We start from the raw sequence: 22,580 nt of genomic DNA, 5'->3' as shown, positions 1-22,580 counted from the left end.
GGGCAAGGGGCCGCCGGGGATGGGCGGAGCCATGGGCAGCCGGGGGTGGGAGGGCCGAGGTCAGGAGTGGGAGCCGGTGAGGACCTCCTCCGGGATGACCTTCGGCACGCCGCGCAGCCCCACCAGCGCGAGCACCGCCACCACCGCCAGCAGGCCCGCCGTGACGATCGAGGTGAGGTGCACGCCCTCGAGGAAGGCCGCCTGCGCCGCCCGTACGAGCTGGGCCGCCTGTTCGGCGGGCAGCGCCTCGGCCACGCCCATGGCGCCCGCGATCGACTCCTCGGCGGCCCCGCCCGGCAGCCCGGCGGGCAGCGTCAGGTTGGCCCGGTAGGCGCTGGTCAGCACCGTGCCCAGGATCGCGATGCCGAGTGCCCCGCCCAGCTCGAACGCCGTCTCCGACACCGCGGCGGCGGCCCCCGCGCGCTGCCGCGGCGCCGTGGCCAGGACGTTGTCGTTGTTGACGGTGAAGGCGAACCCGGTTCCCACGCCGCCGATCACCAGGGCCGGCAGCAGGGCGAGGTAGTTCAGTTCGGTGTCGAGGGTGGCGTAGAAGAGGAACGAGGCCGCGTTCATGGCCAGCCCCAGCGCCACCACGCCGTTCCTGCCGATGCGGCGCACCAGCCCGGCGGCCAGGATGCCGCCCACCGCGCCGCTCAGCCCGCCGGGAAGCTGGGCCAGCCCCGCCTGCAGCGGCGACCAGCCGAGGACGAGCTGCAGGTACCAGGCGAACATCAGCATCATCGCCGACATGGCGAAGATCGCCAGCAGGTTCGTCACGATCGAGGCGGTGAACGCCCGGCGCGCGAACAGCCGCACGTCGATGAGCGGCTCGGTCAGCCGCTTCTGCCGCCACACGAACAGTGCCAGCAGCGCCACGCCCGCCGCCCCCGCGGCCGGCACGTCCACGTGCCCGAAGCCGTTGTGCGCGGCCTCCTTGATCGCGTAGATGGCGGTCACGATGCCGGTGAACGACAGCGCCACGCTGGCCAGGTCGAGCCGGCCCGCGTCCGGGTTGCGCGACTCGGGCAGCACCAGGAGACCGCCGACGAGCACCAGCGCCATGATCGGCACGTTGATCAGGAACACCGAGCCCCACCAGAAGTGGTCGAGCAGCACGCCGCCGACGACCGGGCCGATGGCGAAGCCCGCCGCGCTCATCCCGCTCCAGATGCCGATGGCCGTGGTGCGCTCGCCGGGCTCGGTGAACACGTTCCGGACGATCGACAGCGTCGAGGGCATGATCGTGGCCCCGGCCACCCCCAGCAGCGCCCTGGCCGCGATCAGCAGCTCCGCGCTGGGCGCGTACGCGGTCACCACGGAGGCGGCCCCGAACGCGACGGCCCCGATCAGCAGCAGGCGCTTGCGGCCGATGCGGTCGCCCAGGTTGCCCATGGTGACGAGCAGGCCGGCCAGCGCGAAGCCGTACATGTCGCCGATCCACAACAACTGCGTGGAGGTCGCGCCGAGGTCGGTCACCAGCCGGGGCAGGGCCAGGTGCAGGACCGTGAGGTCGAGCGAGAGCAGCAGCGTGGCCAGGCACGCGATCGCCAGACAGGACCATTTGTTCTTCATGCGCACCACACTGCCGGTGATGGCTGACGGCGGGCCTACCGTTCGCTGACCGTCCCGCCGAGCTCGGCCAACGCGGCCTCGATGCGGGCGCGGGTGTCCTCGGTGCTGTACCAGTCGTCGGGGCATACCTGGCGGGCCTGCGTCAGCAGCGAGCGGGCGGCGGCGCTCTCGCCGCGGGCCAGCTCCACCAGGCCCAGCCCGAGCAGCGCCCAGCCGAAGATCTCCGTGGAGCCGCTGCGGCGTGACAGCTCGGCCGCCCGCGCGTAGTCGGCGCGCGCGGGTTCCAGCCCCGCCAGGTGGAGTTGCGCGTCGCCCCGGCGGCACAGCGCCTCGGCGATCTCCGTCGTGGTGCCCAGCTCGCGGGCCAGGACGAGCGCCTCGTCGGCCAGCACGTACGCGCTGCGGAAGTCGCCCTGCAACTGGCGCAGCGAGCCCAGCCCGGACAGCACCAGCACCATGCCCCACCGCTCGCCGATGTCCTTGAACGCGGCCAGGCTGCGCTCGAAGTGCTCCACCGCCTCGTCCATCCGGTCGAGCACCTGCAGGACGTACGCCCGGCCGGCGCTCGACAGCGCCGCCATCCACGGCGGCAGGTTCTCCGGCCGCTGCTCCAGCAGCTCGTACGTCGCCTCGAAGTCCTGCGGCGGCCCGGTCAGCATCGACAGCAGCATCATCAGGAACTCGATCCGCTCCGGCAGGAAGTCGACCGGCATCAGCCGCCGCACCTCGTTCAGCCGCTCGCGCAGGTCATCGTCCGCGACGCCGGTCCAGGCCGTGACGAGCACGCACATCACGTACTCCTCGTCCAGGCCGGGCGGGCGCGCGTCGCCCAGCGCGGCCAGCAGGCCCTTGGCCAGGCTCGCGCTGGTGCCACGGTGCCCGCGCATCCACCGGTAGCAGGCGCTGTGGGCCAGCAGCCGCAGGCCCAGCTCCAGCCGCCCGGAGCCGGTCGCCCAGCGCAGGGCCGCGTCGAGGTCGCCGCTCTCCTCGTCGAGCCGGGCCAGCCAGCGCATCTGCTCGCCGGTACGCAGCCGCGGGTCGGCCGTCGTCAGCAGGTCGAGGTAGTAGCGGGCGTGGGCGTCGCGGACCGTGTCGTCCTCGCCCGACTCCTCCAGCCGCTCCACGCAGAACGCCCGGATCGTCTCCAGCATCCGGAAGCGGCCGTCCACGAACTCCACCAGCGACTTCTCCGCCAGCGAGAACAGCACCTCCTCGGGCAGCCCGCACACCCGCTCGGCCGCCTCGGGCCGCGCCCCGGCCACGAACACGCTCAGCCGCCTGGCCATCCGCTGCTCGCTCTCGTCCAGCAGGTCCCAGCTCCAGGCGACGACCGCGCGCAGGGTCTGGTGCCGGGGCAGCGCCGTACGGCTGCCGCGGATCAGCAGCCGGAAACGGTCGTCGAGCCGGGCCGCGACGTCGGCGACCGACATCGTGCGCAGCCGCGCCGCCGCCAGCTCGATGGCCAGCGGCAGCCCGTCGAGCGCCCAGCAGATCCGGGTGACGTGCGCGGCGTTGCCCGCGTCCACCACGAAGCCGGGCCGGACGGCGGCGGCCCGGTCGGCGAACAGCCGCACGGCCGGATAGTCGAGCGGGTTGTCGGCCTCGGGCGGCGGCAGCCGCAGCGGCGCCACCGGCAGGATCGACTCGCCCGTGATGCCCAGCGCCTCTCGCCCGGTCACCAGCACGCGCAGGCCGGGGCAGGCGGCCAGCAGGTGATCGGCCAGTTCGGCGGTGGCCGCCACGAGATGCTCGCAGTTGTCCAGGACGAGCAGCAGCTCGCGCTCGGCCAGCGCGGCGAGCAGCCTGGTCACCGGGTTCACGGAGGGCCGCTCGGGGGTGTGCAGCCGGGCGTCGTGGATGCCGAGCGCGGCCAGCACGGCCGGCGGCACGCCGTCGCCGCCGGACACCGGCGCGAGCGGCACGAAGCACACGTCGCCCGCCTCACCGGCGGCCATCTCGATCGCCAGCCGGGTCTTGCCCGCGCCTCCAGGGCCGATCAGGGTGACCAGCCTGCTGTCGCGCAGCCTGGCCCCGACCTGGGTCAGCTCGTCCGACCGGCCGACGAAGCTGGTGAGCTGGGCCCGCAGGCCCTGCCTGGCCGAGGCCCGCCGGCCCGCGCCCTCCGGACCCGCCGGCTGCTCCGGCCGCCCCGGACGCGCCGGACGCGCCGGAGGTGCGGAGCCGGCCGTGCCGAGCGCCGGGTCGGCCCTGAGCACGGCCAGGTGGGCGGCGGCCAGCTCCGCGCCGGGCCCGACGCCCAGCTCGTCGTCCAGGAGTTGCCTGGTCTCCTCGAAGACCGTCAGCGCCTCCGCCTGCCGGCCGCTGCCGTACAGGGCGCGCATGAGCAGGGCGCGCAGCCGCTCGCGCAGCGGGTGCGCGGCGGCGAGCTGGCTCAGCTCGGCCACCAGCTCGCGGTGCCGCCCGAGGTCGAGGTCGGCCCGCACCCGGTCCTCGGTGGCGGCCAGCCGCAACTCCTCCAGGGCCGCCCTGGCGGCTTCGGCGTGCGGGACGTCGGCGAGCGCCGCGCCCCGCCACAGCTCCAGCGCCTCGCGCAGCAGCGCCGCCGCCCGCTCGGGCTCTCCGGCGGCCAGCGCCTGCCGGCCGTCGGACGTCAGCAGCTCGAACCGGCGGGCGTCCACGTCCCGGGGATCGGCGACCAGCCGGTACCCGGCGGGGTGGAACTCCACCAGATCCCGGCCCAGCGCCCGGCGCAGCCGGGACACCTGCGACTGCAGCGCGTTGGCCACGCCCTCGGGCGGACGGGGGCCGTACATGCCGGCGACGAGCTGGTCCGCGCCGACGACGCGGCCCGCGTGCAGGGCGAGCAGCGTCAACAGGGCACGGACCCGGGGACCGCCGAGGATGACCGGTTCGCCGTCGTCCTCCAGCACGTGCGTGGGCCCGAGGATCTGGAAGCGCATGACTCGATTATCGCGGCAACCCTGCCACGATCTGGATATATGTCGGGATCTGCGGTTCGGGCTCGCCCCGGGCGGCCAGCACCGTGCCCAGCGCCGCCCGCAGCGCGGCCCGGTAGAGCAACGATCCGGTGCTCACCCTGGCCACCCCCGCCGCGGCCAGCTCGGCCAGGCCAGGACCGTCCGGCTGGTAGAGCACGTTGAGCGGCAGCGGCGTGCTGGCCGCCACCTTCGCGATCTCGGCCGGATCGCTCAGGCCGGGCACGAAGACGCCGTCGGCGTGCCCGTACGCGGCCACCCGCTCCAGCGTGCCCTCCCCGCTCCCCAGCCAGTACGTGTCCGTACGCGCGTTGACGAACACCCCGTGTCCCGTGGCGGCCTCGATGATCCGCTGGTGCAGCCCGACGGGCCGCAGGGTGCCGTCCGGACGGCCGTCCTCCAGGTTGACGCCCGCCACGCCGAGCGCCGCCAGCGCGGCGACCAGGTCGCCCACCTCGGCGGGGTCGTCGCTGAAGCCGCCCTCGATGTCCACCGTGACCAGGACGTCCAGGTCCTTGATCGCCTCCGCCAGTTCGATGGTCTCGGCCTTGGTGCGGCCGGCCGCGTCCGGTTTGCCGTGGACGGCGGCCACCCCGAGGCTCGTCGTGCCGATCGCGGGGAAGCCGTGCGCGGCCAGGTAGGCGGCCGAGCCGTAGTCCCAGGCGTTGGGCAGCAGCAGCGGGTCGCCGGGGCGGTGCAGGTCGCGGAAGTTCACGTGAGCAGTCCTTCCAGGACGCCCGCGGCCAGCGCGAGCGCGTGCTCGGGCGCGGGGCAGGGGCGAAGGCCGTGGCCGAAGGTGAGGTGGCTCCCGGCCGGATCGCACGGGCGGGGGTCGCGGTTGGCGGCCACCAGGTCGATCACGACCTCGTCGCCGGTGCGCGTGTCGAGCCTGCGGGTGGCCGTGAGCGGCGGATCCCACCGGAGCGTCTCACGCAGCAGTTCGTCGATGTCGTCGCGGCTCGGGCCGGTGGCGGCGCGTTCGAGCGCGTTCTCGATGAGCCCCTCGGTGGCGGCGTGCGCCTGCAACAGCAGCGTGATCACCGGGATGCCGGCCTGCTTCAGCAGTTCGGCCGCGGCGGCGTCGGCCTCCGGGCTCTCCCGTCCCGACAGGTAACCGGCCGCTGCGGCGGGTACGGCGCCGCTGTCCTCGACCCCGAGCGCCTCCGCCAGCACGGCGGTCGGCACACCGCGCCAGTCGCCGCCCCGTCGCCCGGTCAGCGCCCTGGCGGCCGATCGCAGCCGCGCGGGGTCCAGCCCGCTCAGCGGCCCGGCCAGCTCCCGGCGTCGCCGCGCGTGCGTCTCGCCACTGCTGAACCGCGACACCCTGGCGCGCAACCAGGCCAGCGTCCCCTCCGCGCCGTCCTGGCGAACGGGCGGCGGAACGTACCTGGCGTCCGAGAGCACCGCCTCGGCCTCGGCATGGCGTGTGATGAGCATGGGTTCACGGTAGGACCGGATCCTTTCGCCGGCGGTCGAAGTGTCTCAGGCGGCCAGCCGCTGCTGCGGCTCGGCCGGTGACGGCTCGCAGGGCACGGACCGGCTCCCGGCCACGCTCCGCTCGGCGACGGCGGCCAGCGCCATGGCGATGAGCAGCGCCATCTCGGCCAGTACGACGCCGCGCTCCAGCAGCCCGTAGTAGCCGCCGCCGTTGATCAGCGACGAGGTGATGGTGGCCGGGTGCGCCGCCAGGTAGATCGCCAGCGTCGCCCCGGAGGCCACGCTGATCGCGCGCACCGCGTTCCAGCGCGCCGTGGCCGCCCGGCCACGCGCCAGGACCCAACCGGCGACCGGCAGCGTGGTGAACACGACCGCGGCCGACCAGCGGTGGATCTCGCCGGAGACGGTGCCGATCTGCGACGTGCCCGGATCGGTGGGGAAGATCGCGCTCATCATCAGCCCGGCCGTGCCGGCCACGAGCAGCACCCTGGCCGGTGCGGTGCGCGCCGGGTCGATCACGGCCAGCCCGTACGCCAGGCACAGGCACGCCCCGGCCAGCGCCAGCATCCCGATCAGGACGGGCACCAGCCCGCCGGAGACCAGCGCGTAGTCACTCAGCAGCACCTGGGTGGGCAGCGCCACGTCGGCGTACGCGAGCGCGCCGGCCGACACCAGCGTGCCGATCACCGTTCCCCAGACACTCTGCCTGGGAGTCATCGCATCACCTCGTCATAGATTCTCTCGAACCGGGCGAGGGACGCCTGGTCGTCGTGCGTCAGCGCCAGTTCGCGGCTGGCCTTGCCGAGTCTGGCGCACAGGCCCTCGTCGGCGAGAATCGTGGTCAGGTGCCGGGCCAGCGAGAGCACGTCGCCCGGCTCGAAGAGGTAGCCGTTGTCGTTGACCAGGTGCGGCAGCGCCATCGCGTCGGCCGCCACCACGGGCAGCCCCGAGGCCATCGCCTCCAGCGTGGCGATGCTCTGCAACTCGGCGACGCCGGGCATGGCGAACACGTCGGCGGCGGCGAACGCCTGCGGCATGTTCTCGTCGGCCACGAAGCCGAGGAAGAAGACCCGGTCGCTCACGCCGATGCGCTTGGCCAGCCTCTCCAGCTCCTCGCGCTGGTTGCCCTTGCCGACGAACGCGATCTGCGCGTCGGTCTCGTTGAGCACCAGCGGCAGCGCCCGGACGATCTCGTCGAGGCGCTTCTCCTCGTCGAGCCGGCCGACGAACAGGATGGTGGGCCGGTCGGGCAGGTCGAACATCTTGCGCGCCCACGCCTTGGGCTCGGAGTGCGGGCGGAACCTGGTCAGGTCGATGCCGCAGGAGACCGGCTCCACCTCGCGGCCGAACCCCTGGTCGGTCAGGAGCTTGGCGGCCAGCGGGGTGGGCGTCGTGATGTGGTCGGCCCGGTTGAAGATGCGGCTGAAGTCCCGCCAGGCCAGCCGGCCCGCCTTCAGCCGCAGCCGCTCGGGGATGTGGGCGAACTGGAAGAGGTTGTCCGGCATGAAGTGGTTGGTGGCCACGATCGGCACGCCGGCCCGGCGGGCGGCGGCGACGGCGGAGCGGCCGACCACGAAGTGCCCCTGGGTGTGCAGCACGTCGGGCTTGATGATGGACACCAGCCGGTCGAGCCGGGCCGGCACCGTGACGCGCATGGTCGGGTGGACCAGCAGCGGCGCCGAGCGCAACCGGTGCACCACCACGCCGTCCACCACGTCGGCGCTGGCCGGACCCCTGTCGGACTGGCAGACCACGTGCACCTCGTTGCCGCGCGCGGCCAGGCCCGTGGCCAGGCGATGGGTGAAGTACGCGGCGCCGTTCACATCAGGTGGGTAGGTGTCGGACGAGATCAGGATCCGGCGCGGACGCTCGGGGGCGGGGGAGAGCGAGGCGACGTCGGGAACGCTGTGCAGGGGCATGGCCATGTCGATGAACTCCGATTTCAGCGGTGATGGCTTGGGGACAGCCGTGAACGGGGGAATCTCATGCGGGATCGTTGTGGGCCTCCAGCGGGCTGGTCCGCGCCAGGGCGACCGTGCCCGCGGCGGTCAGCAGAGCCGCCAGGACCGGCAGGATCCCGGTCGGCAGCGGCTCGCCCAGCAGCAGCGCGCCGAACGCGACCGCGGTCAGCGGGTCGGCGATCTGCAGCGAGGCGAAGGAGACGCCGAAGTGCCCGACGGCGTAGGCCCGCTGGAGCATCACCAGCGCCAGCAGCGCGGGGACCGGCAGCGCCAGCAGGTACCACCAGTTCCACTGGCCGTCCACCAGCACCCGCATGAGGGTGGCGGTGGCGCCGTACAGCACGCCCGAACTGGTCGCCAGCAGCGCCGCCCGGCCCGCGGGCGAGACCGCCTTCGAGCCGGCCCACAGCAGCACCGCCGCCACCCCGGCCACGCCCAGCAGCGTCAGCACGCCGGTCGGGCTGAGGTGGGTGGGGCCGTCGGACTCGGGGACCAGCAGCACCAGTCCGATCAGCCCGGCCGCCACCAAGCCGGCCGCCGCGAGCTCCTTGCGAGCAGGCTTGCGGCCGTGCAGCGTGGCGGCGATGGGCAGGGCGAACAGCAGGCTGGCCACGCCCATCGGCTGCACGATGGTCAGCGGCCCGAGCCCGAGTGCCACGATGTGCAGACCACCACCCGCGAGAATGGCCGCGCCGCCGGCCAGCCAGCGCGGCCGCCGGAGCAGCGCGAGCAGCCCCGGCTTGGCCGAGCCCACCGCCTCGAACTGCTGCAGCGCGGCCCCGAGCGCGAAGAACAGCGAACCGACCAGGGCGATCACCGCGGCCAGCACAGTCATGCGCACTCCTTTCAGACGGATGGTTGCCAGGCAGGGTCAAACGGACGTGTCTGTGGGAAGACGTTCGGAAGAAGCCTTGATGGCGTGCCGCTTCCGCGCCCACCGCACGATCTCCACGACGGCGGTGATGGACAGCGCGATGCCCAGTCCGAGCAGCAGACCCTTGAACGGGTCGTTCTCGAACGCCATCCCGCCGAAGTAGCCGATCATCGTGGAGTAGATCGCCCACGAACCCGCGGCGATCGAGTCGAAGAAGGTGAAGGACCGCAGCGGATGCCGGACCGCGCCCATGGTGAGCGTGGTCGCGGTGCGTCCGCCCGGGATGTACCTGGCGATGACCAGGATGAGCCCGCCCCGCTCCGCCAGGGCGTTGCGGGCCCAGACGAACGCCTTCTTGTCGCGCAGCCTGCCGCCCGACTTGTTGCCGATCAGATAGGAGACGTGGTCACCGGCGAACGCCCCGAGCGCGGCCACCACGATGACCAGGGCCAGATTGGTCTCGCCGCTGACGGCGAACACGCCTGCTGTGATCACCGCGGTCTCGGCGGGCACGATGGGGAAGAACCCGTCGAGCAGCGCGAGGCCGAAGATCACGGCGTATAACCAAGGTGACGACATCACCTGCTGGACGAAGTCGAGAATGGCGTGCGACATGGACGTGGACTCCGATCATTTAGGGCACATTCACAGCCTGTCGGCGTGGTTCTCCCGGGACCATCGGGGATGCCCCCGGTCGAACACGGTCCTTTCCCCTACGCGGGTCAGGGCCAGTACCCCATGAAGTTAGAAACTCCGCAGGTCACGGCACATCGGACGATCGGCACGCACCACCCCCTACTTTCGTCAGGGTCACGCGTGCGACTACCGGCTGACACTCTCGATCCAACCGGTTGGCGCCGGCCGAGTCAGGAGTGGAGATAGGCGCATTCGTGGTGGGGCTAGCCATACCCCGCCGGCAGTCCCAGCCCCACCCCTGACTTTCGTCAAGGGCCTGGCCCGACTTCCGGCGGCGTCCGCGCTCCGGTACGGCGGCTAACGTCGGTGCGGTGAAGCGTCTTCGACGGGAGAGCCGCCGCCAGGTGGTCTCTGACCTGCTGCTGTGGGCCGGGCTGTGTATCTTCGTCGCGGCCATGGGGCCCGATCCGTCGCGCGATCTCGCCGGGTTCGCCATGGTGACCGTGCCCCGGCTGGGGCTCGCCACGGTGGCCGTGCTCGTCGGCCGGCGCTACCCGCTGGCCGCGCTGGTGGTGCTGCTGCCGCTGGGGCCGTGGCAGTTCGGCGAGGGCTTCGCGACGGTGGATCTGAGCTGGCTGCTGCCCAGGCGCGACGTGAAGATCTTCCCGCTGCTCCCGACGTCGCCGTTCATCATGTGGTACGCGTACCTGACCGGGCGGCGTCTGGCCGGGACGTGGCCGGCGCTCGCGGCGTTCTGCCTGATCGTGCTGGTGGGCGTGACGGTGGTGCCGGCCAGGGGCGGCGACCTGTCGTTGTGGGTCTCCATGGCCACCGGGCTCGTCGGCACCTACCTGGTGCCGTACCTGCTGGGGTTGTTGCGCCGCAGGCTGCTCCAGCAGCGGCGGCAGGCCAGGACGTCGGCCGAGGCGCAGGCCAGGTTGCGCGAGCGGGCCAGGATCGCCCGCGAGATGCACGATTCGCTCGGCCACGACCTGGCCCTGATCGCGGTCCGGGCCGCCGGGCTGGAGCTGGCGTCGGGCCTCGCCCCCGCCCAGGTCCAGGCGGCGGGGGAGTTGCGGATCGCGGCGGCCGACGCCACCGACCGGCTGCGCGAGATCATCGGGTTGCTGCGCGAGGACAGCGAGGCCGCGCCGCTGGTCCCCGTGCGCGAGGACGTCCCGGAGTTGGTGGGGCGGGCCGCGGCCTCGGGCATGTCGATCACCCTCGACCTGGCCGCCGGGCCGGTGCCGGGCCTGGCCCGCGCCGTGGTGCAGGAGGGGCTCACGAACGCGGCCAAGCACGCGCCGGGGGCGGTCGTGGCGGTCTCGGTCGGGCCGCACCTGGTCCGGGTGCGCAACGGGCCGCCGCGCTCCCGGCCCACGGCGCGGGCCGGCGGGCTGGGGCTGGCCGGGCTGCGCGAGCGCGTACGGCTGGCGGGCGGCACGCTCACCGCCGGCCCGGCGGGCGACGGCTTCGAACTGTCGGTCACCCTCCCCCAGGCGGAGGAGCCGGATGCCCGTCCGGCGCGCGGGGTGTCCCCGCCGGCCGGGAGGTCAGGTGTGGGCGACCTGCAGCCGGCCCAGGAGCCGCTTGAACGCGATGACCGAGAACGCGATCGCCGCGCCGCTGATCAGCGCCACCGCTGACGTGCGCAGCACCATGTACCCGGCGAGCGAGCCGGCGAACCACTCGTACACCGCGAGGAAGATGCTCAACGTGGAGTTCATCAGCAGCACGAACGCCCACAGCAGGGTGATCCGGGCGAAGAACCGCCGTACCCGCTCGTGCTTGAGCACCGCCGACGGCAGATGGATGTAGTCGAGCGTGAGCTTCTGCACGATCGGCTTGTTCAGCCGGACGGAGGCGAGGAACGCGATGCTGATGCACAGCGTGCCCATCTCGGGCTGGATGAAGTACCACATCCAGGTGCCGGTCCAGAACGCCACGATCGTCCGGATGGTGATCGCGAACGCGGCCAGGTACATGGTGGCGGGCACCTTGACCCGCCTGACGAGCCGCCAGGCCACCCCGAGGTAGACCCAGGCGAGGGTGAGCGCCAGCGCCCACTGGAGGCCCAGCACCGTCATGGCCAGGTAGAACACGGCGAGAGGGGCGACCACGCCTTCGAGCAGCCGGGGAGCCGCCTGCCGGGCGAGTGCGGTGAGGCGCGGGAGAGTGACCGGTGGATGGTTCAAGGCTGCTCCGCAGATTGGCCGACGATCAGCGTCGGCCGGGGTTCGGGGGTCAGGCTTGCCGGGATGGACGGCTGGATGCCACCGAGGCGTCCATCGCCGCCGTCCCGGGAAGCACGCCGGTGGCCTACCGTACCCGAGGGGAGGTGATGGAACTGCCTCTTTTGCCGCGTTCCATCTGGCTCCAGCAAAACAGCGCCGCCTTGCCCGCGCCTTTCATCCGAGTGACGTGGTGGCGAGCTTCGCGCCGAATCCCAGGAAAACGGCCCCCACTCCGGACGTGAGCCCGGCGCTGAGCTTGCGGCGGGTGCGGAACTGGCCGGCCAGGAACGAGCCCCCGAAGATCAGGCCGGTCAGGTAGAGGAGGCTGAAGACCTGGATGACCGCGCCGAGGATGAGGAACGACAGCGCGGGGGCGGCGTAGCCCGGGTCCACGAACGCCACGAAGAACGAGACGAAGAACAGGATGGCCTTCGGGTTCAGCAGGCTGATCGTCAGGGCCTTGCGGAACGGGCGGGCCCGCTCCTCGCCCTTGACGGCGGCGGCCGGGATCGCCTCCCCGACAGGCGGCTCAGTGACCGGCAGCTCAGTGACGGGGGTCGAGCGCCACGACCGCCAGGCGCCGCGGATCATCTGGAAGCCGATCCAGGCGAGGTAACCGGCGCCGGCGTACTTGACGATCGAGAAGAGCAGCGGATTGGCGCGCAGGAGCGAGGCGGCGCCGGCGGCGGCCAGGAACATCAGCACCGTGTCGCCGACGAAGACGCCCGCCGCGGCCCGGTAGCCCTGGCGCACGCCGTGCCGGGCGGCGTAGCTGAGGACGTACAGCGAGTTCGGGCCGGGCAGGAGAATGATCAGGAAGGCGCCGACGACGTAGGCCCAGAAATCGGTGATGCCGAAGAACATGCCGCTTGCTCCAGGGGAAAGAACCGGTGACATGTAACGGTATCTCGTGATCAGGGGTTGGCCGCGTACCAGATCCCCCCGTACGCCCGCCGGTGGCCGAGCGCCTGGTACGTGGCGTCCACCAGGGCCTGGCCCCGCGGGTTCACGCCGAGCCCCGAGCCCTGCCTGCTCATCGTGTAACCGAACGCCAGCCGCGCCGCCGGATCGCAGAACCCGACGGAGCCGCCCATCCCGACGTGCCCGAACGCGGTCTGCGACAGCAGCACCCCCTCGCGGTCGGCCCCGGGCAGGTGCCGGTTGTCCACCGCCTTGACGAAGCCCAGCGCGAAGTGGGTCGGCACGAGCAGCACCGTGTCGGCCCCGGCCGAGGCGGTCTGCGACATCAGCGCCAGGTGCTCCCGGCTCACCAGGTCGCCGCCGCCCAGCGACAGCGGGCGGTACATGCCCGCCAGCCCCCGCGCGTTCGTGATCGCCCCGACGGCCCCGATCTCGGCGGCGTGCGCGGCCCTGCTGTCGGACTCGCCCGCGGCCATGTACCCGCCCTCGTTGGCCAGCACCAGCGCCTGCATCGAGCCGGGCTCGGTGAACGCCCTGAGGGAGAACGTGGGGGGCTCGCGCGGCGGATCGGCCGGCACGGTCGGCGCGACCCGCCCCTCCTGCTCCTCCGGCAGCCCCAGCCAGAACTCCAGCCCCAGCGGCTCGGCCACCTCCTCGCGGAAGAACGTGCCGAGCGAGCGCCCGCTCACCCGCCGTACCACCTCGCCCACCAGCCAGCCGAACGTCAGCGCGTGATAGCCGTGCCGGGTGCCCGGCTCCCAGAAGGGCTCCTGCTCCGCCAGCCGCCCGGCCATCAGCTTCCAGTCGTAGAAGGCGCCCGGCGGCAGCGGCTCGCGCAGCGCGGGCAGCCCGGCCTGGTGGGCGAGCAGGTGGCGGACCAGCGTGCCGCCCTTGCCGCCCGCGCCGTACTCGGGCCAGTAGCGGATGACGGGCGCGTCGAGGTCGAGGTCGCCGCGCGCGGCGAGCACGTGGGCGCACAGGGCCGTCGCGCCCTTGGTGCACGACCAGACGTGGCCGATCGTGCCGCGCGTCCAGGGGCGTCCGGGCGCGGCCTGGCCGCCCCACAGATCGACGGCCACCTCGCCGTCGACGATCACGCACACCGACGCGCCCACCTCGCCGCGGTCCGCCAGATTGGCCGCGAACTCCTCGGCGACCTGGCTGAACGCGGGATCGAAAGTGCCATGCACGGTCATTTCCCGAATGCATCACGAAAGCCGTCCCGTGTAAACCGGACCCCCGCGCCGCGCGGCGGAGGACCTGGTCACGCACATTACCTATTGACCATGTAGGGAATTAAGTTATATCTGGAAGGATGACCCGCTGGACTCCGGATCCCACGTTCTATCCCTCACCCAGTGACGCGGCCGGCGCGCCCGCCGAGAAGCTGGCCTACGTGGCGGCCTTCGACCGGGCCGCCTCGCGGCCGGACGCGCTGGCCGTCATCGACACCGACCCGTCCTCACCCGCCTACGGCACGGTCGTGGGCTGGACCGACCTGCCCGGCACCGGCGACGAGCTCCACCACTTCGGGTGGAACGCGTGCAGCAGCGCCCTGTGCCCGAACGCGCCGCACCCGCACGTCGAACGCCGCTACCTGGTCGTGCCCGGCCTGCGCTCCTCGCGCATCCACATCTACGACACCAAGGACCGGATCAGCCCCGAACTGGTCAAGGTGATCGAGCCCGAAGAACTCGCCCGGCGCGCCGGCTACTCACGGCCGCACACCGTCCACTGCGGCCCCGAGGGCCTGTACGTCTCCGCGCTCGGCGGCGCCGACGGCAGGGAGGGACCGGGCGGGATCGCGGTGCTCGACCACACCTCGTTCGAGGTCGTCGGGCAGTGGGAGCTGGACCGGGGGCCGCAGTACCTGGCCTACGACTTCTGGTGGCACATCAACCAGGACGTGCTGATCTCCTCGGAGTGGGGCACCCCGTCGATGATCGAGGACGGCCTCGTCGGCGAGTTGCTGCTCGGCCGCAAGTACGGCCACAAGCTGCACTTCTGGGACCTGCGCAAGCGCACCCACGTCCAGGAGGTGGACCTGGGCGACGAGCACCAGATGCCCCTGGAACTGCGCCCGGCCCACGACCCCACCCGCCTGTACGGCTTCGTCGGCGTGGTCACCAGCGTCGAGGACCTGTCGGCGTCGGTGTGGCTCTGGTTCCACGAGGACGGCCGCTGGCAGGCCAGGAAGGTCATCTCGATCCCCGCGGAACCGGCCGCCGCCGACCTGCTGCCGCCGATCCTCCAGCCCTTCGGCGCGGTGCCGCCGCTGGTGACCGACCTCGCCCTGTCGGTGGACGACCAGCGCCTGTACGTGTCGTGCTGGGGCACCGGGGAGCTCAAGCAGTTCGACGTGTCGGACCCGTACCGGCCGGTGGAGCTGGGCTCGGTGCGGGTGGGCGGCATCGCCCGGCGCAGCCCGCACCCGGCCGAGCCCGGACTCGCGCTGCGCGGCGGGCCGCAGATGGTCGAGGTCAGCCGCGACGGCCGCCGCGTCTATGTCACCAACTCCCTGTACGGGGCCTGGGACGACCAGTTCTACCCCGACGGCGTGGGCGCCTGGATGGCCAAGATCGACACGGACTCGTTCACCTTCGACACCCGCTTCTTCCCCCACGGGGACGCCTTCCGCGGACTGCGTCCCCACCAGGTGCGGCTGCAGGGCGGTGACGCCTCCTCCGACTCCTACTGCTACCCGTGACGCTCGCCACGGTGCTCCTGCTGGGCGCCTTCCACGGCCTCAACCCGGCCATGGGCTGGCTCTTCGCCGTGGCCCGCGGCCTGCAGGAGCGCAGCATGGACCGGCTGCTCCAGTCGATCCCGATGATCGCCCTGGGCCACCTCGCCTCGGTGGCCCTCGTGGCGCTCGTCGTGGCGGCCACCGGCTCCCTGGTCACCGGCACGGTGCTGTCGGTCGGGGGCGGGGTGGTGCTGGTGGGCTTCGGGTTGTGGCGGTTGTTGTCCCGCCGGCACTTCCGGTGGGTGGGCATGCGGTTGTCGTTGTGGCAACTGGCCGGCTGGTCGTTCCTGATGTCGTCGGCCCACGGGGCCGGGCTGATGCTGCTGCCGGTCTTCACCGGCCTGCACGCGGAGGGTCACCCGGGGCACGCCGTCTCCGGCGGGCTGGGCGTGGCGGCCCTGCACACGCTGGCCATGTTCGGGGTGGCCCTGGCGGTCGCGGTGCCGGTGTACCGGGTGGCCGGGCTGGCGGTGCTGCGGCGGGCGTGGTTCAACGTGGACCGCATGTGGGCCGTGGCGCTGGTGGCCGCCGGGGCGATCACGCTGGCCCAGGTCTGACGGGCCGCGGGTCAGGGACCCGCCAGCGGCAGCACGCGGTGCGGCACCACGGTGGACAGGGCGATGACGGTGGTGCTGCGCCGCACCCCGGGTATCGCCAGCATCAGGTCGATGACCTGCTGGAGGTGCTCGTGGTCGCGGCCGGCGATCCGGCACAGGACGTCGCCCGGCCCGGTCACGATGTACGCCTCCAGCAGTTCGGGGATGGCCTCCAGCGTGGCGGAGATGTACTCGCGGGCCGCCTGCTCGACCTCCAGCGTGGTGAACGCCTGCACGGGGTGGCCGAGGGCGGCGGGGGACAGGGCCGGGCCGAAGCCGGTGATCACGCCGTCGGCGGTCATGCGGTCCAGCCGGGCCTGCACGGTCCCGCGCGCCACGCCCAGCAGCCGGGCGATCTCCAGCAGGCCGCTGCGCGGGCGTTCGGCGACCAGCCGGAGCACCGCGCGGTCGAGATCGTCGAGGCCGTGGCGGCGTGCTGGCATATTCGCCTCCGAAAGGGGGTTTCGGCTGCCAGATCGGCAGCATGGAGGGGGTGCTGTTGTCAGCTCCGGTCATCGGGCCGAGACTGCGGATCTCATGGAGCATCGACACCCGTTCGTTCCTTACACACCGCCGCGTTACGCGCCCGAGGAGATGGTCAGGCGCGGCGAGGAGTTCCACCGGCTGGTGCGGCGGCGGCGCAGTGTGCGGGCCTTCAGCGCCGAGCCGGTGCCGTACCGGTGCGTGGAGCTGGCGGTGCGGGCCGCCGGCACCGCGCCGTCGGGGGCGCACCAGCAACCGTGGAAGTTCGTGGCGATCGGCGACCAGGAGACCAGGCGGCGCGTGCGCGAGGCGGCCGAGATCGAGGAGCGGCAAAACTACGAGGGCGGGCGGCTGCCGCCGGACTGGCGGGCGGCGCTGGAGCCGATCGGGACCACCTCGGACAAGGCATACCTGGAGACGGCCCCGTGGCTGGTGGTGTGCTTCGCCGAGAAATACGGCCGCACGCCCGAGGGGGAGAAGGTCCGGCACTATTACGTCAACGAGAGCGTCGGCATCGCCTGCGGCCTGTTCGTCACGGCGCTGCACACGATGGGCCTGGCCACGCTGACGCACACACCGAATCCGATGGCTTTCCTCAGCGACATTTGCCATCGGCCGACCAATGAACGTCCCTACATTCTGTTCCCGGTCGGTTACGCTGCCGAAAGGGCGGAAGTGCCCGACCTGACCAGGAAGCCCTTGTCGGACATCCTCATTCCATGTCCGTAACTTTGGGTCTTTTCTGAGCCTTCTAACGTCATCACTCTCAGTTCAGGCGCGAGTCAATGACACCATCCCGAGCGCCTGAGGAGGACGTGGTGAAACGCCGTTTTGTCATCCTGCTGGCTGCCCTCGGCCTGATCTGCCTGACCGGCATGACAGGTGCGGGCGCCGCTGCCGAGCCGCCGCCCAACAAGCAGTACCGGGTGTCCGGCCCGGCCGACGCCCAGCAACGCAGCGCCGTGGCGGCCACAGGTGCCGCCATCGAGGAGGTGGCCGCGGACTCGGTCCTGGTCACGGCCACGGAAGCCGAGGTCTCCGCCATCAGGCGGCTCGGCTACCGGGTCGCGGAGGCCCCGCGCCCGACACTCCCGCCCGCCGGCGCGTTTGACTTCCCGCCGGCGGACTCCGCCTACCACAACTACGCGGAGATGAACGCGGAGATCAACGCCCTGGTGGCGGCCCACCCGACGATCATGAGCCAGTCGAACTACGGCACCTCGTACGAGGGCAGGCAGCTCCGCCTGATCAAGATCAGCGACAACGTGGGCACCGACGAGAGCGAGCCCGAGGTCCTGTTCACCGCCCACCAGCACGCCCGCGAGCACCTCACGGTCGAGATGGCGCTGTACATCATGCGCCTGCTGACCGACAACTACGGCACCGACTCCAGGATCACCAACCTGGTGAACACCAGAGAGATCTGGATCATGCCGGACCTCAACCCCGACGGCGGCGAGTACGACATCGCCACCGGCTCCTACCGCTCCTGGCGCAAGAACCGCCAGCCCAACTCCGGCTCCTCGGCCGTCGGCACCGACCTCAACCGCAACTGGGGCTACAACTGGGGCTGCTGCGGCGGCTCCTCCGGCACGACGTCGAGCGAGACCTACCGGGGGGCCAGCGCGGAGTCGGCGCCCGAGGTCAGGGCGGCGGCGAACTGGGTGCGCAGCCGGGTGATCGGCGGCGTCCAGCAGATCAAGTCGCACATCGACTGGCACACCTACAGCGAGCTGGTCCTGTGGCCCTATGGCTACACCTTCAACGACACCGCGGCCGGCCTGACCCAGGACGACCGGGACGCGCACGCCACGCTCGGCCAGAACATGGCGTCCACCAACAACTACACGCCCCAGCAGGCCAGCGACCTCTACATCACCGACGGCACCATCGACGACTGGCTGTGGGGCGTCTACAAGATCTTCAGCTTCACGTTCGAGATGTACCCGACCGGCTCCAACCCGGGCTTCTACCCGCCGGACGAGCAGATCGTCCCGCAGACCACCCGCAACAGGGAGGCGGTGCTGCGCTTCCTGGAGTACTCCGACTGCGTCTACCGCATCATCGGCAAGCAGGCCCAGTACTGCGGCACCGGCACCCCGCCGGTGACGGTCTACTCCGACACCTTCGAGACGGCCACCGGCTGGACGGCCAACCCGGCCGGCACCGACACGGCCACCGCCGGGCTGTGGGAGCGCGGTGACCCGGAGGCGACCGCGTCCAGCGGCGCCAAGCAGCTCGACGCCACGGTCAGCGGCGCGAACGCCCTGGTCACGGGCCGTCTGGCGGGTAGCGCCGCCGGCGACCACGACATCGACGGCGGCGTCACCTCGATCCAGTCGCCACCCATCACGCTGCCTTCGACGGGCCCGCTGAACCTGTCGTTATCGTGGTACCTGGCGCACGGCTCGAACTCCTCCAGCGCCGACTACCTGCGGGTCCGCGTGGTCGGGGCCGCCACGGCCACGGTGCTCAACCAGACGGGGGCCGCCGCCAACCGCAACGGCACCTGGGCCACCGCCACGGCGAGCCTGGACGCGTTCGCGGGCCAGACCGTACGCATCCTCATCGACGCGGCCGACGCCTCGGGAGCCTCGCTGGTCGAGGCGGGCGTGGACGATGTGAAGATCACCCAGCAGCCATAGCCGTCAGCCGTCACTTCGCCGCACGGGATCCCGGTCCTCGTGCGGCGGAGTCATGTTTGGGTCTTGTAAGGCTCCGGTGTCAAAGCTACGATCGCGACAACTCTTAGGAAACTTTCCTAAAAGTAATCTTCATTCGGACAGAACCTAACAACCGCTGCAAGATTACTCGCGCAGACACCCCCCAGGCCCGCGTCTCACCTCCGCGGGCCGTGCCGTACGGCTTGCGCTCTCACCCCCCGGTGCAAGCCGTACGGCACGCACACCCCGAAGGAAGAACCGTGAGACTACGCGCGATCCTCCTGTCGCTGGCGACCCTCGCACTCAGCCTCCAAGCCCTTCCCGCCCAGGCCGCCTCCGCCACCGCCACCTTCGTCAAGGTGTCCGACTGGGGCTCGGGCTTCGAAGGCAAGATCACCGTCACCAACGGCACCACCGCCGCCATGCCGGGCTGGAACGTCCAGTTCGACGTGCCCTCGGGCTACAGCATCCCCTCCGCCTGGGACGCCGTGCTGACCCGCAGCGGCCAGCACTACACGTTCACCAACCCGTCCTGGGCCTCCCCGCTGGCGCCCGGGGCCAGCGCGAGCTTCGGCTTCAACGGCAGCCCCGGCAACTTCCCCGGCATCTCCGGCTGCACACTGAACGGGGCATCCTGCGGCGGCGGCTCGACACCGGGCGTGCCCGGCGCGCCCGGAGCCGTCAGCGCCACCACCACCGGCACGGCCATCACCCTGACCTGGGGCGCCGCCGGCGGCACGGTGACCGGCTACCGCGTCTACGAAGGCGCCGCCGTCAAGGCCACCACCACCGCCACCACGGCCACGATCAGCGGGCTGGCCGCCTGCGAGACCCACACCTACACGGTCAGGGCGTACAACGCCCAGGGCGAGTCCCCCGGCCAGGACGTGACCGCCACCACCACCGGCTGCACCGGCGGCGGGACGCTGCCCAGGCACTTCCTGACCGGCTACTGGCACAACTTCGTCAACGCCGCCACCGAACTGAAGCTCTCGGCCGTCCCGGACGAGTACGACCTCGTCGCCGTCGCGTTCGGCGAGGCCACGGCCACCGCGGGCCAGGTCGCCTTCGCGCTCGACCCCGGCCTGGCCGCGGCCGTCGGCGGCTACACCGACGCCCAGTTCAAGGCCGACATCCAGGCGCTGCACCAGCGCGGCAAGAAGGTGATCCTGTCGGTCGGCGGCGAGGCCGGCCGGGTGCAGGTCGCCGACGCCGCGGCGGCGACGAGGTTCGCCGACTCGGTCTACGCGCTCATGCAGAGCCACGGCTTCGACGGCGTGGACATCGACCTGGAGAACGGCCTCAACGCCACCTACATGGCCCAGGCCCTCAGGTCGCTGCGCGCCAAGGCCGGCTCCGGCCTGATCATCACCATGGCCCCACAGACCATCGACATGCAGTCGACCGGGATGGAGTACTTCAAGCTCGCCCTGTCCATCAAGGACATCCTCACGGTCGTCCACACGCAGTTCTACAACTCCGGCTCCATGCTCGGCTGCGACCAGGCGCAGGCGTACACGCAGGGGACGGTCAACTTCATGACCGCCCTGGCCTGCATCCAGCTCGAGAACGGCCTGCGCCCCGACCAGGTGGCGCTGGGCCTGCCGGCCGGACCGGGAGCCGCGGGCGGCGGCGTCGTCGCGCCCGCCCTCGTCAACCAGGCACTCGACTGCCTGGCCAAGCGCACCGGTTGCGGGACCTTCGTGCCGCCGCGCGCCTACCCGGACATCCGGGGCGCGATGACCTGGTCCATCAACTGGGACGCGAGCACCAACTGGTCGTTCTCCAAGACCGTCAAGCCCCACCTCCAGGGAATGCCATGAGATTTCGCAGCAGACTCACCGCTCTGGCGGCCGGCCTGGCCCTCGTGCTGACCGGGGCCGGGATCGTCACCGGGCCCACCGCCCACAGCGCGGTACGGCAACTGGCCGCGGCCTGGGCGCCGTGGACCTCCTACGCCATCGGCGCGGTCGTCACCTACAACGGCGTCGACTACGTGTGCCTCCAGGCCCACACCTCGCAGCCCGGCTGGGAGCCGCCGAACGTGCCCGCGCTCTGGAAGCAGGGCTCGGGCGGCGGCGGCTCCGACACCACGGCACCGTCCGTGCCCGGCAACCTCCGCTCCACCGGCGTCACCTCCAGCAGCGTCTCGCTGGCGTGGAACGCCTCCACCGACAACGTGGGCGTGACCGGCTACAACGTCTACCGTGGCGGCACCCTGGTCACGACCGCGACCGGCACGTCGTACACCGACACCGGCCGCGCCGCCAGTACCAGCTACACCTACACCGTCCGGGCCCGGGACGCGGCCGGCAACCTGTCCGGCGTCAGCAACTCGGTCACCGCGACCACCTCCGCGGGCGGCGGTGGCGGCGACAACCCGGCCAAGCTGGCCGGCGCGCCCTACCTCTACATGGGCTGGGGCAACCCGCCCAACCCGGGCACGGTCATGGACGCGACCGGCGTGAAGTCGTTCACGATGGCGTTCATCCTGTCCAGCGGCGGCTGCACCCCCGCCTGGGACGGCAACCGCGCGCTCACCGGCGGCGCCGACCAGCAGGCCATCAACACGATCAAGTCGAAGGGCGGCAACGTCCAGATCTCCTTCGGCGGCTGGCAGGGCAACAAGCTCGGCCCCAACTGCTCCACGCCGCAGGCGTACGCGAACGCGGTGCAGCAGGTCATCAACGCCGTCGGCCCGGCCGTCGTGGACTTCGACATCGAGAACACCGACGAGTTCGAGAACTACACCGTCCAGGATCGCATCCTGAACGCGCTCAAGATCGTCAAGCAGAACAACCCGAACGTCAAGGTCGTCGTCACCTTCGGCACCACGACGTCGGGCCCGAACTCCCACGGCGTCCGCCTCGTCAACCAGGCCAAGGCGCTCGGCGTGCCGATCGACAACTACACGATCATGCCGTTCGACTTCGGCAGCGGCAACATCTACCAGGACACGGTCAACGCCTCCGAAGGGCTGAAGAACGCGCTCAAGAACGCGTTCGGCTGGACCGACGCCCAGGCGTACGCGCACATGGGCATCTCCGGCATGAACGGCCTGTCGGACCAGCAGGAGCTGACCTCGCCGGCCACCTGGACCCAGATCCGCGACTGGGCCAGGTCCAAGGGGCTGACCCGGCTGGCGTACTGGGCCGTCAACCGCGACCGTCCCTGCCCCGGCGGCGGCGTGGTCTCGAACTGCAGCGGCATCGCGCAGTCCGACTGGGAGTTCACCCGCATCACCGCGGGCTTCTGACCCGCTGAGCGGCCCGCCCCCGTACCCCGGAGGGCGGGCCGCAGTGAGGAAACCCATGAGACTCCGAGGACCGGCGGCCCTGCTCGCCGCAGCACTCATCGCCCTGCACGCCACCCCCGCCTCCGCCGCCAACCTCGTGGTCAACCCCGGCTTCGAGAGCGGTCTGACCGGCTGGACGTGTTCCGGTGCGCAGGCCGTGTCGTCCCCGGTGCACGGGGGTGCCGGGGCTGTTCGGGCGACGCCG

Annotated in this window: 19 protein-coding genes and 1 pseudogene; 8 read left to right on the top strand and 12 right to left on the bottom strand. The window is 71.9% G+C overall.

What is annotated here, in order from left to right; genetic code table 11:
- Nucleotides 1–60: 60 nt before the first annotated feature.
- From FAF44_RS39820 to FAF44_RS39785, 8 genes are all read right to left on the bottom strand, one after another.
- Entirely contained in the window at nucleotides 61–1,572 is a 1,512-nt protein-coding gene (locus FAF44_RS39820) for an MFS transporter (RefSeq protein WP_237108554.1), read from the bottom strand.
- A 35-nt stretch (nucleotides 1,573–1,607) separates the two neighbouring features.
- Nucleotides 1,608–4,493 (bottom strand): BTAD domain-containing putative transcriptional regulator, encoded by a 2,886-nt coding sequence (locus tag FAF44_RS39815; RefSeq protein WP_237108553.1) that lies wholly within the window; start codon nucleotides 4,491–4,493, stop codon nucleotides 1,608–1,610.
- A 7-nt stretch (nucleotides 4,494–4,500) separates the two neighbouring features.
- A complete protein-coding gene (locus tag FAF44_RS39810; RefSeq protein WP_237108552.1) occupies nucleotides 4,501–5,244 on the bottom strand; it encodes an isocitrate lyase/phosphoenolpyruvate mutase family protein in 744 nt (247 codons plus the stop codon).
- Nucleotides 5,241–5,966 carry a cytochrome P450 gene (locus tag FAF44_RS39805; RefSeq protein ID WP_237108551.1) on the bottom strand — a complete coding sequence of 242 codons (726 nt, stop codon included), beginning with the start codon at nucleotides 5,964–5,966 and terminating at the stop codon, nucleotides 5,241–5,243. The genes FAF44_RS39810 and FAF44_RS39805 overlap by 4 nt, the downstream gene beginning before the upstream one ends.
- A 45-nt stretch (nucleotides 5,967–6,011) precedes the next feature.
- The gene (locus FAF44_RS39800; protein ID WP_237108550.1) at nucleotides 6,012–6,683 is read right to left on the bottom strand and encodes a DUF998 domain-containing protein; all 672 of its coding nucleotides are present in this window, start codon (nucleotides 6,681–6,683) and stop codon (nucleotides 6,012–6,014) included.
- Nucleotides 6,680–7,885 (bottom strand): glycosyltransferase, encoded by a 1,206-nt coding sequence (locus FAF44_RS39795; RefSeq protein WP_237108549.1) that lies wholly within the window; start codon nucleotides 7,883–7,885, stop codon nucleotides 6,680–6,682. Before FAF44_RS39795 ends, FAF44_RS39800 begins: the two co-directional genes overlap by 4 nt.
- A 64-nt stretch (nucleotides 7,886–7,949) precedes the next feature.
- Complete coding sequence (locus FAF44_RS39790) at nucleotides 7,950–8,762, bottom strand: DMT family transporter (RefSeq protein WP_237108548.1); 813 nt, start codon at nucleotides 8,760–8,762, stop codon at nucleotides 7,950–7,952.
- Nucleotides 8,763–8,798: 36 nt separating this feature from the next.
- Nucleotides 8,799–9,416: a DedA family protein gene (locus FAF44_RS39785; protein ID WP_237108547.1), complete on the bottom strand. Its 618-nt coding sequence runs from the start codon at nucleotides 9,414–9,416 to the stop codon at nucleotides 8,799–8,801.
- Nucleotides 9,417–9,808: 392 nt separating this feature from the next.
- Between FAF44_RS39785 and FAF44_RS39780 the strand changes: the two genes are divergently transcribed.
- Nucleotides 9,809–11,083 carry a sensor histidine kinase gene (locus FAF44_RS39780; RefSeq protein ID WP_237108546.1) on the top strand — a complete coding sequence of 425 codons (1,275 nt, stop codon included), beginning with the start codon at nucleotides 9,809–9,811 and terminating at the stop codon, nucleotides 11,081–11,083.
- On the opposite strand, the gene FAF44_RS39775 is transcribed toward FAF44_RS39780, so the two are convergent.
- The 3 genes from FAF44_RS39775 to FAF44_RS39765 all read right to left on the bottom strand — a co-directional run bounded on the left by FAF44_RS39775 (nucleotide 10,991) and on the right by FAF44_RS39765 (nucleotide 13,782).
- Nucleotides 10,991–11,632, bottom strand: a complete 642-nt coding sequence (locus FAF44_RS39775; RefSeq protein ID WP_237108545.1) for a VC0807 family protein — start codon at nucleotides 11,630–11,632, stop codon at nucleotides 10,991–10,993. The genes FAF44_RS39780 and FAF44_RS39775 overlap by 93 nt on opposite strands.
- A gap of 213 nt (nucleotides 11,633–11,845) precedes the next feature.
- On the bottom strand, nucleotides 11,846–12,535 hold the full coding sequence (gene leuE / locus FAF44_RS39770; RefSeq protein WP_237108544.1) for a leucine efflux protein LeuE: 690 nt from the start codon (nucleotides 12,533–12,535) through the stop codon (nucleotides 11,846–11,848).
- A gap of 50 nt (nucleotides 12,536–12,585) precedes the next feature.
- Nucleotides 12,586–13,782 (bottom strand): serine hydrolase domain-containing protein, encoded by a 1,197-nt coding sequence (locus FAF44_RS39765; protein WP_237108543.1) that lies wholly within the window; start codon nucleotides 13,780–13,782, stop codon nucleotides 12,586–12,588.
- 125 nt (nucleotides 13,783–13,907) lie between these two features.
- Between FAF44_RS39765 and FAF44_RS39760 the strand changes: the two genes are divergently transcribed.
- Both FAF44_RS39760 and FAF44_RS39755 read left to right on the top strand, forming a co-directional pair.
- Complete coding sequence (locus tag FAF44_RS39760; protein ID WP_237108542.1) at nucleotides 13,908–15,299, top strand: selenium-binding family protein; 1,392 nt, start codon at nucleotides 13,908–13,910, stop codon at nucleotides 15,297–15,299.
- Entirely contained in the window at nucleotides 15,296–15,895 is a 600-nt protein-coding gene (locus FAF44_RS39755; protein ID WP_308193460.1) for a hypothetical protein, read from the top strand. The genes FAF44_RS39760 and FAF44_RS39755 overlap by 4 nt, the downstream gene beginning before the upstream one ends.
- Nucleotides 15,896–15,906: 11 nt before the next feature.
- Here the strand turns inward: FAF44_RS39755 and FAF44_RS39750 are convergent, their stop codons facing one another.
- Nucleotides 15,907–16,377, bottom strand: coding sequence for an Lrp/AsnC family transcriptional regulator (locus FAF44_RS39750; protein ID WP_237108541.1), 471 nt, complete (start codon nucleotides 16,375–16,377; stop codon nucleotides 15,907–15,909).
- Nucleotides 16,378–16,471: 94 nt separating this feature from the next.
- Between FAF44_RS39750 and FAF44_RS39745 the strand changes: the two genes are divergently transcribed.
- The 5 genes and pseudogenes from FAF44_RS39745 to FAF44_RS39725 all read left to right on the top strand — a co-directional run.
- Complete coding sequence (locus FAF44_RS39745; protein ID WP_237108540.1) at nucleotides 16,472–17,146, top strand: nitroreductase family protein; 675 nt, start codon at nucleotides 16,472–16,474, stop codon at nucleotides 17,144–17,146.
- An 89-nt stretch (nucleotides 17,147–17,235) separates the two neighbouring features.
- On the top strand, nucleotides 17,236–19,062 hold the full coding sequence (locus FAF44_RS39740; RefSeq protein WP_237108539.1) for a M14 family zinc carboxypeptidase: 1,827 nt from the start codon (nucleotides 17,236–17,238) through the stop codon (nucleotides 19,060–19,062).
- 278 nt (nucleotides 19,063–19,340) lie between these two features.
- Nucleotides 19,341–20,903, top strand: a complete 1,563-nt coding sequence (locus tag FAF44_RS39735; RefSeq protein WP_237108538.1) for a chitinase — start codon at nucleotides 19,341–19,343, stop codon at nucleotides 20,901–20,903.
- On the top strand, nucleotides 20,900–22,336 hold the full coding sequence (locus FAF44_RS39730) for a carbohydrate-binding protein (RefSeq protein WP_237108537.1): 1,437 nt from the start codon (nucleotides 20,900–20,902) through the stop codon (nucleotides 22,334–22,336). Before FAF44_RS39735 ends, FAF44_RS39730 begins: the two co-directional genes overlap by 4 nt.
- A 55-nt stretch (nucleotides 22,337–22,391) precedes the next feature.
- Nucleotides 22,392–22,580 (top strand): annotated as a pseudogene (locus FAF44_RS39725) (carbohydrate-binding protein); the annotation flags it as partial.

The organism is Nonomuraea sp. MG754425, from assembly GCF_021699195.1.
Taxonomy (GTDB): Bacteria; Actinomycetota; Actinomycetes; order Streptosporangiales; family Streptosporangiaceae; genus Nonomuraea.
This window is presented reverse-complemented; position numbering and strand designations above follow the sequence as displayed.

Excerpts from the sequence above, each read along its gene's own strand:
- FAF44_RS39820 (WP_237108554.1), bottom strand. The coding sequence starts at position 1,572 with ATGAAGAACAAATGGTCCTGTCTGGCGATCGCGTGCCTGGCCACGCTG.
- FAF44_RS39815 (WP_237108553.1), bottom strand. The coding sequence starts at position 4,493 with ATGCGCTTCCAGATCCTCGGGCCCACGCACGTGCTGGAGGACGACGGC.
- FAF44_RS39805 (WP_237108551.1), bottom strand. The coding sequence starts at position 5,966 with ATGCTCATCACACGCCATGCCGAGGCCGAGGCGGTGCTCTCGGACGCC.
- FAF44_RS39800 (WP_237108550.1), bottom strand. The coding sequence starts at position 6,683 with ATGACTCCCAGGCAGAGTGTCTGGGGAACGGTGATCGGCACGCTGGTG.
- FAF44_RS39795 (WP_237108549.1), bottom strand. The coding sequence starts at position 7,885 with ATGCCCCTGCACAGCGTTCCCGACGTCGCCTCGCTCTCCCCCGCCCCC.
- FAF44_RS39790 (WP_237108548.1), bottom strand. The coding sequence starts at position 8,762 with ATGACTGTGCTGGCCGCGGTGATCGCCCTGGTCGGTTCGCTGTTCTTC.
- FAF44_RS39785 (WP_237108547.1), bottom strand. The coding sequence starts at position 9,416 with ATGTCGCACGCCATTCTCGACTTCGTCCAGCAGGTGATGTCGTCACCT.
- leuE (WP_237108544.1), bottom strand. The coding sequence starts at position 12,535 with ATGTTCTTCGGCATCACCGATTTCTGGGCCTACGTCGTCGGCGCCTTC.
- FAF44_RS39760 (WP_237108542.1), top strand. The coding sequence starts at position 13,908 with ATGACCCGCTGGACTCCGGATCCCACGTTCTATCCCTCACCCAGTGAC.
- FAF44_RS39750 (WP_237108541.1), bottom strand. The coding sequence starts at position 16,377 with ATGCCAGCACGCCGCCACGGCCTCGACGATCTCGACCGCGCGGTGCTC.
- FAF44_RS39745 (WP_237108540.1), top strand. The coding sequence starts at position 16,472 with ATGGAGCATCGACACCCGTTCGTTCCTTACACACCGCCGCGTTACGCG.
- FAF44_RS39730 (WP_237108537.1), top strand. The coding sequence starts at position 20,900 with ATGAGATTTCGCAGCAGACTCACCGCTCTGGCGGCCGGCCTGGCCCTC.